Here is a 13,619-nt window from a genome sequence, read left to right on the forward strand (position 1 = left end):
ATACCGTAGTGACATTGAAAAGGTTGCAGCCGGTCTGTGTGGAGTATCTATTGCTAATTGAAATGAGTTGTGCTCTAATAAAGTAATTACAGACATAAAGATTTAAATGGAGGACTACTTAATATCCCTAGTCCTAGTGGTTTTATCAGGGCTCTTCTCGGGCTTAACACTAGGGCTACTCTCTCTCGATCTACAGTCATTGCGACGCCGTGCGAAGCATGGAGATCGAAGTGCAGCTATCATTTACCCAGTACGAGAAAAGGGTAACTTACTACTCACGACATTGTTGCTTGGCAACGTGGCGGTTAATACGACGTTGTCTATTTATCTCGGTAGTATTGCGTCGGGTATTGTTGCTGGCATTATCGCAACCGCGCTCATCGTGATCTTTGGTGAGATCATTCCGCAGGCAGTGATCTCTCGCTACGCACTCTGGTTTGGCGCTAAGACGATCTGGTTCACTCGTGTGGTGATCGTGCTCTTTTTTCCGATCTCGTATCCAATTGCAAAGACTCTCGATTACTTTCTGGGTGCTGAATTGCCAACTACCTATTCACACAAGGAGCTCATGGATATCATCTCTGAGCATGAAGATTCTGAACTAAGTTCGATCGATGAAGATGAAGAACGCATTATGCATGGTGCGCTACGGTTTTCCCACATGTCAGTGCGTGAAGTAATGACTCCTGCTGAACGAGTGGTTTCATTTGATGAAAATCAGCGCCTCACTGACGCATTCTTCGAAGAGGTCAACGAGCATGGCTTCTCTCGCTTGCCGATCTATAGCGGCGAGAAGGCTAATGTAGTTGGCATTCTGTATGTTAAAGACTTGATCGTCGAAGATGACCATATTTCAATCAAAGAAACGGAGGAGGCATTCGATCGCAAATTCATAACTGTTCGCACGGACGATCTCCTTGACGCCGTTCTTGGAAAGATGCTCAAATCACGACAGCATCTGGCTATTGTACGTAATCGAAGCAAGCAGTACGCCGGTGTTATCTCGCTCGAAGATATTATCGAAGAGATCATTCAGCAGGAGATCGTCGATGAGGATGATGATATTGAAGAGGTATAGAGTGATTGACACTCCTCGTGGAGACGGTATAGTCGAACCTGGGGCGGCCATTGCCGTCAGATAGTAAAACCAATATGGAGGTATAGACTGATGTGTAAAGCATCGATCTTCGCTGAGCGTTGGCGGTTTGCTGAAGAAGGCGAGCTGCTTTCGATCGGCATTACCAAGACTCGTCATGGAGCGTTCCATGAGCCGGGTGTTCCGGTGAATGAGTGTGTGGTGTGCACGAAGACAGGAGACCGTCTGTCGGTCACGATTCCGCCTCTTCTGCAGCAACAGTACGGTCTTGCACCGATCGAGGAAGCTGTCTTCTGGCAGACGCCCGGCAGTGATTCTCAGGTGATCCAGGATCAGGTGGTATTTGTGAAGCATCCGAAACGGCCATCTGTTGCCCTCTCGCTTTTCGCTGCTGGCGGTGCGACCGCGGTGGTCCTCTCGGTGGTTGATCGGCAGTCCAGTGATGCTGAAGTCATCGATGAAATTCTGCTTCTTTCTAGCGAAACGGAAGCACTCATCAGAGTACTTGGAACAGGTGTTGATGAGGCTCGTCAGCAAGAGGAGTTGGTCATCACACCGGTGTCTGATGTGACAATCCGCACTGCTGCTGCAGCCTGAACGTCCGGCTTCAGTATCGATGTGTGTACAATCCCACCCGCGCAATAGCGCGGGTTTTTTGTGTATAGGATCATTTGACTGAGTGAAAGGTGCAGGCTATATTGCATCACCTGTAAAGGTGTTCTTTTGTAATTTGATCAAAACTGGGGAGAGTAGTGACATGACTGAAGCGAATGTGTGTGTGCAAGATCAGGTAGATGCCGTTGTTGGTGACTGGCTCAAGGTAGTGAGGCTCCCAAATGGCAGCACGGCGCTTCATGCGTCTTGTAAAGGATGCGACCGCGGCGAGCTTGGTCCGCAAGTGCACTTGCATGACAACGATCGAGTGTGGATCGAATGTATCCCGCTGGCGGTTGTCAAGGCTAATCGGTTGCGGCAGGATTCTGGTGAGGCAGTCTTCTCTGCTGGGATCGGTGGTGTTGGTTCTCGTCGCGAGTCAAGCTTCGCATTTGAGACGGGATCGCCGGTGCAACCAGTGCGCTGTGTCCACGCGTCAGACCTGGCTGTGCCTGGCGTTCGGATAAAGGTGTTGGAGCTCGCTTCAGTCGCTGTGGAAGCAGCGACATCAATCGAGGTTCTGACGGCCTTTGCTAACTGAGTATCCACCGCTAGTGTGATCAACGAATCCGCGCTGCTAGGCGCGGGTTTTTTATTTGGCCATAGTTAAGCACATTGTCGAATTGACACTTAATCCGCTAGAGAGTTATAGTCAAAAAGGAGTCGCGTGTACGAAGAAATTTGACTCTGCGGAGTCGCAATTTGCGGCATGTAAAATAGACAAGAGGAGAAACGTAGATGCAAAGCAATGTGGCATCTGTTTGCGCAGTCGGTGAAACCGATCAGGAGGGTGACGCAGCTCACTTGAACGCGGTAGGAGGGGAGATCCTTCATGTAATGAATACTTCTCAAGGTCCAGCTTTGGTTGGTAACCACAACTGTCACCACGGTAATCCCGTCATGTTCCCGGATGGTGTGTCGGTAGTGATCTCTGAACTCCCTTGGGAGGTTATGGAATCGCACGGTGTACCTCGTCAGGTGTTGGCAGTCTGCTGCGTTCACCGGTTCGAGAAAGGCGATGAGCCTCAACCGGCTTTCCAGGTAAAGATCAAGGGGGCCGTTGTCGCGACTTTTTCATTGGCTGAACTCTGTGGTGCAGAAGAGCACTGGAGAACGGCGTTGCGAGTTGGCAAACTGGTGGAGGCACAGTAATGAGCACTCCAGCAGCGTCTTCTGAAGAGAGGGGATTCTCGTCGATCGAAAGTCAGCCAGATGACAAGTCGACAATTGAGCGAACCGTGGATCCATACATGGATGCACTTCGCCAAGCCGAGACGGCTTTGACCGATCAGTATGACGGTCAGTGCGACGGCGGTTGATCAACAGCGCTGAAGCTTCCGAAAGGGCCCACGTTAGTGGGCCCTTGATTTCTATATTATGATTATGCAGCTAGATCGAGTTCTCTGAGGAAGGTAGCGAGCTTACTCCCTTGGATCTTTCGATATTGATTTGGCTTTAGTTTACCCATTTCAATGTTCATGATCCGTACTCGCTTGAGTGACTGTACTTGATAGCCAAGTGCAGCGCACATACGGCGGATCTGATGCTTCTTGCCTTCGGTAAGTACGATGGTGAAGCGCTTGTCATTGCGGTCATTGGCTACTAGGTGTGCTGTTTTTGTGCGGTAGCCTTCAATATCAACTCCGTTTTGCATGGCTCGAAGAAACATGCCAGAGACCTTTTTGTCGACAGTGACATCGTATTCTTTTTCATGACCAGCCTCAGGATCAAGCATTGGACCAGTGATCCGACCATCATTTGAAAGGATAATGAGACCTTCAGAGTCTTTGTCGAGCCGGCCGACTGGCGACACGTGGGTAATGCCAAAATCCTTCGCGAGTCGGCCGGCGATATCAGTTTCGCCCTCAGCTGGGGAATGGGTAATAACACCACGGCCTTTGTAGTAGGCGAGGTAGGTCTTCGGTTTGGTCTTACCGGTTACTTCGACCGAATCAGTCTCCTGTACCTGTTGTCCCATTTCAGCGACTTTGCCGTTTACTTTGACCTTGCCTTTGGCAATGAGCTCGTCCGCTTCACGACGAGATGCAACACCGGTGTGTGCAAGGTATTTGTTGATTCGCATTGGGAATTCCATGGCCGATACTATGTCATAGATTGAGCGATTTGTACAGAAATGGCCGGCGCCCTTCGGGCGCCGGCCATTTCTGTCTCGTATATTACAGATCGATCTCTGGTGTGTGATAGTACTGCAGTTCAGATGGATTTAGTTTGGCAGGTATCTCCACACCCTCGTCGATCATCGTAAACGGTAAATGTGTAACGAGTAGTGAAAGGTCAGGATTTGAGTCCAGCTCCTCATCAGTCACGCTCATGAGCGTGACCAGAGTAAAACTGGCAGCTTCACCTGCTGGTACTCGGTAGTATTTGCCGTCTTCGATTGCTACTGCAGGATGCTTGGTTAAGACAAGTCCAGCACTGGTGCCAAGTGCAGTGGTTGCCTTATCATCTTGGATCTCATAGCCCATCAGTGTGTCGCTGTCGCTTGACTCAGCTCGTGTCGCAAAGATCGGCATGAGCACGTCTCGCTCTGCAAAGCCAAAGGAGTAGGTGACTGTAAACAGGATATTGTTAGCAGTGAGCCGTGTGGCGGTCTGATCAGTAGTAAAATAAGCTTCCGATGCTTGTGGTATCAAAAATATAGAAAAGACGAATAGCCATCCGGCTAGTTTCAATTTGCATGTATTCATGCCACTATCATACAACACCAAACGTATGGAACAACCACTGACATTACCACCAAGCGATGAAGAACTGGTGCAAAAGACGTTGGAGGACAAGGAGACCTTCGGCGAATTGGTTGACCGCTATCAGGCAAAGTTAACGCGGTATATTACGCGTCTTGGTGTTCGTGATCCTGAAGATCAGATGGATGTGTTACAGGAGATCTTCCTGAAGGTCTATCGAAATCTCAATGGTTTTGATCCCTCTTTGCAATTTTCTTCCTGGATCTACCGTATTGCACACAATGAAGCGATCAGCTGGTACCGCAAGAAGAATGTGCGACCAGAAGGACATCTCATCGCTGATAGTGAGGAGATCATCTCTTTCATTAGCTCAAAGGAAGATGCGCAGGACGTCAGTTTTGATAAAGAGATCAATGCAGAGCGCGTAAAGGAGGCGTTGGCACAGATCGATGAAAAGTACCGCGAAGTCATTATTTTGCGCTTCTTCGAGCACAAGGAGTACGAGGAGATATCTGATATTTTGCAAATTCCTGTGGGTTCGGTTGGAACTTTGCTACATCGCGGCAAAAAACAGCTGGCAAGTGTTTTAAATCAAGAAGCTATACGTATATAAGAGCGAGTTAGATATGGAATGTAAAGAAAACGACAAGAAGTGTCTCAAAACCAGTATTTTCGAACGAATCGAGTCCGAGCAGGTTTCACCGCGGTCGCGCTGGTTTTTCCATAGCCGAGAGTGTGTTGTGTGGTTCTTTTGGGGTATTTCTGTGCTCATCGGTGCTTTAGCGGTTGGTATTTCACTGTTCGTCATGATCCATCACCAGTATGCACTGTACGAAGCCACACATGAGAATTTCTTCACGTTCTTAGTAGATGTGCTTCCGTACCTTTGGTTTATGGTATTTGGCCTGATGATCGCTGTCGCTGTGTTCAATCTGCGCCACACTAAGCGTGGCTATCGCTGGCCAATGTGGATGATCATTGCTAGTAGCATGGTCTTTAGTTTTGCGGGAGGTTCAGCGATCCATCTGTTTGGTCTTGGGCACGAGGTTGATGAACTCTTGGGATCACACTTGGGTATGTACACCTCTCAGAGCAAACTTGAGCAGATCATGTGGCAAGTTCCTTCAGAAGGACGTCTGATCGGTCGGCAGGTATACACAACAGTCCAACCGACCAGTACGATCATTTTTGAGGATACTACCGGGGCACGCTGGCGAGTTGATTTGAGTGAGCTTTCTACTCGCGATATGGATCTTCTTGCGTCAGAGCAGACGGTTCGTTTACTTGGAGTGCCAACTGAAGGAGAGGTCAAGATCTTTCATGCTTGTGGAGCGATGCCGTGGATGCTTGAACCAAAGGTAACGGTTAAAGATATGAGTACTGAGCGTGAAGAGTTCATTGAACGAGTAACACTCCATGCGAGACCACCAGAACCGATTTTTGTACATAAAGAGGGTGATGCGTTAGCGTCGACAACCTTGGCAGAGATCGGTCCTTGTGCTGAGTCGGCAGCAGTCAGGCGGATGCCAGTCAGGCCTCAGTAAGGAAGGAATGATCTCTTTTTTCAGAGCGCAGACAAGAAACCTTGCCAAAAGGTTATTTCTGTGTCAAAACTTGCAAAATTTGAAATACGGGAGTACTATTATACGTAGCACGACAACTAATTGATGGGATCGTGGTATTGGTGTGGGGCCACCAAATAAAAGTTATTACTAAGGTGAGATGTTAACAGCTAACTCTTATTGGTTTTTAACCGTAGAGGCTTATGAATAATTCATTTATTTTTTCGCGACGGACAATTACTGCGCGTGTGTACGCAATTGTTACGATCGTGTCTTTACTATTGAGCGCTTTTCCAGCGTCTTTTTTTGTCGCTGAAGCGGCAGTTGGCCCAACAATTGAGCCGCAAGAAGAACCGGTAACGGTGTTCGTGACTGGTGAAGAAGTACCATTCACTGCCGACGATAACGGCTTTGCAGATGGACAGACTGTATATGTATCGCTTGCGTCAAGCAACGGCGGTGTGTTCAGTACTGGAAACAATGGTGGCGCTTGTACAAGTGACTTTGATAAGACAAGCATTACTATTGCCAGCAACAAGAGCACTGCTTCATTCTGTTACAAGAATGATACAGCAGGTTCTGACACTATCACTGCAACATTCTCATCAGACGGTGAGACTGATGTGATCGTGACCTACGATGTCACGTTGGTTACAGCACCTGGTTACTTCTGTAAGGCAGAAGGTAACGAAGGTTTCCACAAGCAGACACTAAATCCAGCTGAAGCTCAGGAATTGCATGATGGTGATGATGCCGGTCTTATCGGACCTGGTGTCAATGAGCACAACATCATTCCACCGTTTGGCGATTTTCCTGGCTACAACTGGGACGCTGCGGGAGAGGCTATCTTTGGCAACGATTGTGTTGAGCCAGTGGTCATTGACGTGTGTCCAAACATCGACGGACCACAATCAGAGGTGCCAGCCGATCATCATATTGACCAGGCAGGTAACTGTGTAGAGGATCAACAGCCACCAGAGAAGGTGGATAACACCTGTCTCCTTCCAGATGGTGATTTTGAGGCGTTCACTCGTGGCCCGATCTTGTACCCAGCAGAAGATACTCTCGAGGAGATCTTTGCAGCCGCTGGCTATGGTTCAGTAGATGTAGACAACGAGCAGATGAGTACTGAGACTTGGTCTCTAGAGTCTCTTGATACTGACACAGTAACGCTAAAGGTGACTGTGCTTGGCAAGCAGGCTGGAAATACTCAGACCTTCGGGTATTACGCTGCTGGCAATACTGGAAGTTTTGTCTCACTGCTTTCGGTTCCGACTGCAGTCGTTGGAGACTCAGTGGAAGTTGAGATTCCAGGTCAGACTATTGGTTTCGGCCTTATGACCGTTGGCAACCCATCAGGTAGTTGGTACTCAGAATTCGACTTGAATTCAGGAGACCAAGATAATCTCGCGGTATACAACCCAGAGGAGAATGTATACCTCTTAGCTTTTGAAGATCGCCCAGAAAGTCATGAAGGTTATGACAATGATCACAACGACTTGGTACTGAAGGTTGAAGTACTTGAATGTACTGAAGGTCCTGGTGAATGTGTCCCAGAACGATACGTGTTTGCTGACAATGTTGGGTCTTCAAACCAAGGTCTTACTAAGGGTGGTGCAGCAGTAGCTGTAAATCGTTCAAACCCAGAAGATGCAACTGGTGATCCAGATTGGACCTCAGGCGGTAGCACTGGTTTCTACAGTCTCGGCTTTGGTGGTTGGATCATCGTTTCATTCGATAAGTACGTGGTAAACGTAGAAGGAAATGACTTGTCGATCCACGAAGCTACTAATGGCACCTATCCACTAGAAAAGGCACGTGTTGAGGTGAGTCAGAATGGCTCAGAGTGGCATGTGCTATCAGAAGAAGCTCACAATGACAGTTCAGAGGGTGGAGACGGCGTAACACTGCTTGATTTTGATGAGACAGGACTCTCATGGATCAAGTATGTCCTTATCACTGATACAACCGACCCATCACTTCATGGAAATGACGCAGACGGATTTGATCTCGACACTGTCGACGCTACCTACGTAGTATGTGACGAGCCAGAACCAGATCCAGAAATGATCGCGATCCATACTTACAAGGTGGTGTGTACCGATGAAGCAGACCTGCCAAACTGGAATACCGTGCAAAATGGTGCACCGACCATTACCGGCAACACAGCCGCTGATTGGGTAGCAGAGCACGACAGTTGTCGACTAGTAGAAGGTTGGCAGTTCCAGTGGGCGCCATACGGCACCAGTAACCCAGGTGACGCACTCTATGGTGCGGCTGGCGGTAACTGGTCAACACCATTTACTGGTACCACTAATATCCTCTTGTCTGATCTCAATGACCAGAACAAGCTCTGGATGCGAGAAGTGCTTGAAGAGGACTACATCCCATTCACCTTTGCTTCTGAAGGAAGTAAGAATATCAATGATGTTACAGCTGAATTCTACTGTCACCTCGATGGACTCAACTACGACAACTACGACCGTATTGATGGTGTAGAAGCTGATGGTGAGTACTACTGTGTCGCTTGGAATGCACCAGTAGAGCCAGATGTAGAATTCGGACCATACTGTGGAGACGGAGTTGTACAAGGCTGGGAGCAGTGTGACGAAGGTTCAGCTACTGACACCTGTACTGCGTACTGTACCAACCAATGTACAGACAACCTACAGCTCGTGAAGATCACTCTTGATCCACAGGCTCCTGAATCTGACAGTTTCGACGGTATGATCTACCTTGGTTCTGAGTCAAACCCGATCCCTAACGGAACTTGGTTCAACTTTGCTGAAGTTGGTGACGCTGCAGCTAATCACACTGCACTCGCAGCAACAGGTCTAGCGGTAGAACGTACTGCCACTGACCTTGTGTTGGCGGTAGAAGGTGGTAATGCAAACAATCACTTTGATTACGTCTTCGGTTCGATCGAGACCCTCGGTATTGACCTTGGTGCAGCTGATCGAAGCCCGATCACTGGTTGGCCACTTGAGAATACTGGTAGCTACGTAGACGTCTTTGACGTCGACGAAGATACTGACTCAGTAGACTTCAAGTTCTGGCTCACTACTGGTGACGATGCTGCTTCAGTAGCTGTAAACGCTGGTGAGGCATTCGATTGTCCAGAATGTAATGCAGAAGTAGAAGCACGTATCGTGCTTCAGGACGGTGAAGAGATCATGAACGGTGGTGAAGGTAACCTTCTTCCACAGGTGATCCTTGGTGATGGCTCAACGGTGCCATTTGGAGAGTGGTTCAAGCTTTCTGAGGCAAATCCTGGTCCATCAGCTACTTGGATCGATGATGCTGAGACAGTAACCAATTACCCAAGTCCAGCAGACCTCGACGGACTCTTTGTGAGCCGTGAGGGTAACGGACAGGTAAAGGTGGCGCTCTACGGCTTCCATAACCCTGGTGGTGATGTGAACTACGAGTCACTCCGTGCGACGATCGAGTTCAATGATGCTTCTGTCGCGTCTGCAGCCCAGATTCCAGGTGACTTCAAGCTTGAGAATCACCCAGAAGACGACCTTGTACTCTCAAACGACAACTTCGATTCATTCGCAGTTGCGGGAGATTCAATGTCAGTTGATTTTGACTTCTGGGTAGATACTGCTGCTGATGGTATTACCATTACCCTCGACGAGGATTCAGTTGCGACTTGTGACGAAGACACAGATCCAAAAGACCCAGAGCCAGATACCTTCATCATTGATGGTAAGAAGTATGGTGTAGATGGTGAAATCGCAACTGGTTTGGCTGGTTGGACCATTAACTTGACTGATGGTGATGAGATCATCATGAGTACTACTACTGATGAGACCGGATACTACTACTTTGTGGTTGAGGAAGGTTACTACGAGGTGCACGAGGCTATGCAGACCGACTGGGTGCAGGTAGAAGTCGACGAGAACGGTTATCCAGTAGATACAGACTCTGATCTTGAGCACTGTTCATTTGAGGTCTACGAGTATGACTACCTCTATGCTCGCGTGACCGAACAGCTTGTACAGGTCGCGCCAAACGGATACGACTGTGACTTCTACAACGAGTATGTGGGAGACGATGAGCCAGAAGATGTGCTTGGCTGTACTGATCCAGACGCATTGAACTATGTTGAAAATGCGACACTGGGTAACAAGGACGCTGAGAACTGCAACTACTCAGATGATGGCGATAATGAAGAAGAGCCAGGTGATCAAACTGGTACCCGAACCCGACGTCCTGCACCTGAAGGTCAGGTACTCGGCGCAACCACCCAGTGTCCATTCCTTGAGGACTATATGCAGATCGGTTGGGAGAATGATCCATGGGAGGTCACTAAGCTACAGCTCTTCCTCAGTGCTTTCCGCAGTCTCTTTGGTGGCGGTGAACAGCCAGTAACTGGTGTGTTCGACCGAACCACAGACGCAAACGTGAAGGCCTTCCAGGAGTACTTCCGTAGCGAAGTGCTTGATCCATGGTACGTGAAGGGAATTGTGCCGCATGACCAGCCAACTGGCTTTGTGTACAAGACCACACGATGGAAGATCAACGATATCATCTGTCCAGGCTGGGAAGCATACCCAAGCTTCGATGGTGAGAATCTACAGTCTAACGTAGATATCGACTAAGTTAGGAGGGAAGTGAAGATACAAAAAGGACCCTATACACAGGGTCCTTTTTGTATGTGTTGACAAAACAATAATTTATGACGTAAAATACTAGGACATGAATATTGGTGAAGCGCCAGTCCGCGGTTTGCATACACTACAAAAGATCTCAATGTCACTCATGGGAGTGCTTGTTTTGTTGACGTTCATTGGCGCTAATCTTCATGCACTGTTGTGGCAGTCTTCAGAGTGGCTCGTTTCGACGGTATTGCCAGCAGTGGTTGTTGATCTCACTAATGAGGAGCGTGCGGAACTTTCAGCCGCGCCGCTTCAGCGAAATGCGCTCTTAGACGAAGCGGCGCGGCTGAAGGCCGAACATATGGCTAAGAACGAGTACTTCGCTCACTACAGTCCATCTGGTGTTTCACCATGGCATTGGTTCAATGAAGTTGGCTATGTCTACGCACACGCCGGTGAAAACCTGGCGATCCACTTCACTGATTCAGATGAAGTGGTTGAGGCGTGGATGGATTCGCCAACACACCGTCAGAATATTATTGATCCAAAGTACACCGAGATCGGTGTTGGTACTGCTAAAGGTACGTATGAAGGTTACAACACGGTATACGTCGTGCAACTGTTTGGTGCTCCGGCTGTAGCGCCAGCGCCAAGACCTGTTCCAGTCGCACCAACTCCAACTCCGGCACCAGAACCACTTGTGGTGGCCAGTGCTCCTGAACAAGTGGTTGAGGCTGTTCCAGAACTAGCTTCTCTGCCTGTTCCGGTGCCGGTTGCAGTAGATTCTGAATCTACATCTCGGGCTGAGGTGATCGAAGAGGCTGCTATAGAGACTCCGGTTGTGGTAGCTGTCGAAGAGACGTCAGCACCAGAATCTGCACCAATAGCAGAACCTGAGCCTACTGAAGAGCAAACTATTAGCTTCATCAATGATGTTGTGGTGGTCAGCTCGCCAGTCATCGCTACTTCTTCTGGCCTTGCTGTAGCTGAGATCATAGTGCCTCAAGAGCAGCCTGCAGGTGCAACCATTGTATCGTATGCTACGCGACCAAATGAAGTGTTGCAGTGGACCTACTTTGTACTTGGTACACTTGTGCTACTCATGCTCAGTACTTCGATTGCGCTTGGTCTGCGACGATTGCACTACGTGCAAGTGGCATATGGATTTGCTCTCATTATTGCAATGGGGGGACTTTGGTACGCACACTCACTTCTCACGACTGGCGCAGTCATTGTCTAGTCGCCTTCTTTTGATACTATTAGTGGCATGACAAAGCCACAGCATAAGGTTCTGGTCACTTCAGCTCGACCTGCCGTGTCCAAAGGGTCACAAGAGCACGACCTCTTTGCTTCAAGACCAGCTGCCGGCTTCCCTGCGCCTGGCGATGATCTGGTGGAGCGTCCACTTGATCTCAATGATCTGATGGTTGAACATCCAACCGCAACCTTTTTCGTGCGGGTATCAGGTGATTCTATGGAAGGAGCTCGGATTTTTGATGGTGATATTCTTGTAGTAGATCGTTCGATTGAGCCTAAGAACGGCCTGATTGTAGTGGCTGCGGTCTACGGCGAGTTGGTAGTGAAGCGTTTGCGTAAGCTGTCTGGTGGTATGGCGCTCGTTTCAGAGCAAGAAGGCTACGAACCGATCAGTATTGATGAGGCCGAAGGATGTTATATTTGGGGTGTAGTGACCGGCAGTGCGCGGGTTTTTTAGTAAGAAATAGACAGTAAATTCGTCCTCGAACATATGAATACAAGAGTAACAAAATGGGGGTTTGTCGCCATGCTGGCGCTTTTTATCACAACGCCACTTTCGGTTGACGCTCGTGAGCAAGTAGCAGCTTGGCTACCATGGTGGTCTGAAGAGGCTGGGATCGAAAGTGCGACAAAGCACATGAAGAAGATCGATATTCTGTACCCATTCGTGTTCGAGGTGAAGGAGGACGGTTCCCTTTTGAATCGCGTTGATTTTGATGATAAGCAGTGGGAAGACCTCTTTGATGAGGCTGATGATGAGCGTGTAAAAGTGATCCCGACTGTGATGTGGTTCGATGGAGATGCGATCCATGAGGTTTTGAGCGACAGAAAGGCTCGCAAGGAGCACATCGATGAGATCGCGCGAATGGTGCGTAAATACCGCTTTGATGGGGTAAATATTGACTATGAAGGGAAGTTGTCGGAGACGATCGATGACTACTCTGATTTCCTCAAGGAACTCAATGATGAGCTTGGCCGTCGTCGCTATCTTACCTGTACGGTAGAGGCTCGCACTCCCCCAGAATCACGATGGAAAGAAGTGCCAGAAGTAATCAACTATGCCAATGATTATGAAGCAATGAACAAGCACTGTGATTGGATCGAAATCATGGCCTATGACCAGCAGCGAGCCGACTTAAAGCTCAATGACGAGCGTCGTGGGGTACCGTATATGCCAGTGGCAGACACCGAATGGGTAGAAAAGGTGGTAGAACTTGCGCTTGAGGATTTTGATGAAGATAAGGTATTACTCGGCGTACCGACTTACGGACGAGCCTGGGATGTGACGGTGGCGGCCGATTGGTATCGAGATTACGAGCGGGTAGCTTCGCTTAATCATCCACGCATCATGGAACTGGCTGATAAGTACGACGCACCAATCGGCCGCACTGAAGGCGGCGAAGCAGTGATCAGCTACTTCCCTGAGGATTCTGTCTGGAAGATCTTTAATGCGCTACCGACCCCCAAAGGCACCCCAAAGGGCTTTGAAGCTGCCGCTAAAGCGCTTATGGTAGCGACTTATGCCGATATTGAGATCCCGGTTCGAGTCGTGATCTGGAGCGATGCTGAAGCGATCGATGAGAAGCTTGATCTGGTGAAAAAGTACGACCTCAAGGGAACTGCGATCTTTAAGGTTGACGGCGAGGAAGATCCGGACGTGTGGAAGCTTTTCTAGGATAGAAGACAGAGAGGAAAAACCGGCCCCCGAAGGGGCCGGCCGGTTCTTTTATTTTCTCCCAGT

General features: G+C 48.9%; 13 protein-coding genes. 11 read left to right on the top strand and 2 right to left on the bottom strand.

Annotation, left to right across the window (positions count from 1 at the left end):
* The first annotated feature begins 106 nt into the window (after positions 1–106).
* From H6786_00835 to H6786_00855, 5 genes are all read left to right on the top strand, one after another.
* The gene (locus H6786_00835) at positions 107–1,078 is read left to right on the top strand and encodes a DUF21 domain-containing protein (GenBank protein MCB9815915.1); all 972 of its coding nucleotides are present in this window, start codon (positions 107–109) and stop codon (positions 1,076–1,078) included.
* Between the two features lie 90 nt (positions 1,079–1,168).
* Entirely contained in the window at positions 1,169–1,693 is a 525-nt protein-coding gene (locus H6786_00840) for a hypothetical protein (GenBank protein MCB9815916.1), read from the top strand.
* Between the two features lie 160 nt (positions 1,694–1,853).
* Positions 1,854–2,291, top strand: coding sequence for a hypothetical protein (locus H6786_00845; GenBank protein ID MCB9815917.1), 438 nt, complete (start codon positions 1,854–1,856; stop codon positions 2,289–2,291).
* Positions 2,292–2,500: 209 nt separating this feature from the next.
* The gene (locus H6786_00850; protein ID MCB9815918.1) at positions 2,501–2,902 is read left to right on the top strand and encodes a hypothetical protein; all 402 of its coding nucleotides are present in this window, start codon (positions 2,501–2,503) and stop codon (positions 2,900–2,902) included.
* Positions 2,902–3,069: a hypothetical protein gene (locus H6786_00855; protein ID MCB9815919.1), complete on the top strand. Its 168-nt coding sequence runs from the start codon at positions 2,902–2,904 to the stop codon at positions 3,067–3,069. Before H6786_00850 ends, H6786_00855 begins: the two co-directional genes overlap by 1 nt.
* 62 nt (positions 3,070–3,131) lie before the next feature.
* Here H6786_00855 and H6786_00860 read toward each other — a convergent pair whose 3' ends face one another.
* On the bottom strand, positions 3,132–3,845 hold the full coding sequence (locus H6786_00860) for an rRNA pseudouridine synthase (protein MCB9815920.1): 714 nt from the start codon (positions 3,843–3,845) through the stop codon (positions 3,132–3,134).
* Positions 3,846–3,927: 82 nt separating this feature from the next.
* The gene (locus H6786_00865; GenBank protein ID MCB9815921.1) at positions 3,928–4,458 is read right to left on the bottom strand and encodes a hypothetical protein; all 531 of its coding nucleotides are present in this window, start codon (positions 4,456–4,458) and stop codon (positions 3,928–3,930) included.
* 25 nt (positions 4,459–4,483) lie between these two features.
* On the opposite strand from H6786_00865, the gene H6786_00870 reads away from it, so the two are divergent.
* From H6786_00870 to H6786_00895, 6 genes are all read left to right on the top strand, one after another.
* A complete protein-coding gene (locus tag H6786_00870; GenBank protein ID MCB9815922.1) occupies positions 4,484–5,068 on the top strand; it encodes a sigma-70 family RNA polymerase sigma factor in 585 nt (194 codons plus the stop codon).
* A gap of 13 nt (positions 5,069–5,081) precedes the next feature.
* On the top strand, positions 5,082–5,999 hold the full coding sequence (locus H6786_00875; GenBank protein ID MCB9815923.1) for a hypothetical protein: 918 nt from the start codon (positions 5,082–5,084) through the stop codon (positions 5,997–5,999).
* 221 nt (positions 6,000–6,220) lie between these two features.
* Positions 6,221–10,624: a DUF4114 domain-containing protein gene (locus H6786_00880; protein ID MCB9815924.1), complete on the top strand. Its 4,404-nt coding sequence runs from the start codon at positions 6,221–6,223 to the stop codon at positions 10,622–10,624.
* Positions 10,625–10,721: 97 nt separating this feature from the next.
* Positions 10,722–11,861, top strand: coding sequence for a hypothetical protein (locus tag H6786_00885; protein MCB9815925.1), 1,140 nt, complete (start codon positions 10,722–10,724; stop codon positions 11,859–11,861).
* Positions 11,862–11,888: 27 nt separating this feature from the next.
* Entirely contained in the window at positions 11,889–12,335 is a 447-nt protein-coding gene (umuD, locus tag H6786_00890) for a translesion error-prone DNA polymerase V autoproteolytic subunit (GenBank protein MCB9815926.1), read from the top strand.
* Between the two features lie 33 nt (positions 12,336–12,368).
* Complete coding sequence (locus tag H6786_00895; GenBank protein MCB9815927.1) at positions 12,369–13,553, top strand: hypothetical protein; 1,185 nt, start codon at positions 12,369–12,371, stop codon at positions 13,551–13,553.
* Positions 13,554–13,619 lie beyond the last annotated feature (66 nt).

It is taken from the genome of Candidatus Nomurabacteria bacterium (assembly GCA_020632075.1).
Lineage (GTDB): Bacteria > Patescibacteriota > Minisyncoccia > Phycocordibacterales > UBA918 > OLB19.

What these genes read in the sequence shown, in the direction of transcription:
- H6786_00835 (MCB9815915.1), top strand. Translation starts at nt 107, where the DNA reads ATGGAGGACTACTTAATATCCCTAGTCCTAGTGGTTTTATCAGGGCTC.
- H6786_00840 (MCB9815916.1), top strand. Translation starts at nt 1,169, where the DNA reads ATGTGTAAAGCATCGATCTTCGCTGAGCGTTGGCGGTTTGCTGAAGAA.
- H6786_00845 (MCB9815917.1), top strand. Translation starts at nt 1,854, where the DNA reads ATGACTGAAGCGAATGTGTGTGTGCAAGATCAGGTAGATGCCGTTGTT.
- H6786_00855 (MCB9815919.1), top strand. Translation starts at nt 2,902, where the DNA reads ATGAGCACTCCAGCAGCGTCTTCTGAAGAGAGGGGATTCTCGTCGATC.
- H6786_00860 (MCB9815920.1), bottom strand. Translation starts at nt 3,845, where the DNA reads ATGGAATTCCCAATGCGAATCAACAAATACCTTGCACACACCGGTGTT.
- H6786_00865 (MCB9815921.1), bottom strand. Translation starts at nt 4,458, where the DNA reads ATGAATACATGCAAATTGAAACTAGCCGGATGGCTATTCGTCTTTTCT.
- H6786_00870 (MCB9815922.1), top strand. Translation starts at nt 4,484, where the DNA reads ATGGAACAACCACTGACATTACCACCAAGCGATGAAGAACTGGTGCAA.
- H6786_00875 (MCB9815923.1), top strand. Translation starts at nt 5,082, where the DNA reads ATGGAATGTAAAGAAAACGACAAGAAGTGTCTCAAAACCAGTATTTTC.
- H6786_00880 (MCB9815924.1), top strand. Translation starts at nt 6,221, where the DNA reads ATGAATAATTCATTTATTTTTTCGCGACGGACAATTACTGCGCGTGTG.
- H6786_00885 (MCB9815925.1), top strand. Translation starts at nt 10,722, where the DNA reads ATGAATATTGGTGAAGCGCCAGTCCGCGGTTTGCATACACTACAAAAG.
- umuD (MCB9815926.1), top strand. Translation starts at nt 11,889, where the DNA reads ATGACAAAGCCACAGCATAAGGTTCTGGTCACTTCAGCTCGACCTGCC.
- H6786_00895 (MCB9815927.1), top strand. Translation starts at nt 12,369, where the DNA reads ATGAATACAAGAGTAACAAAATGGGGGTTTGTCGCCATGCTGGCGCTT.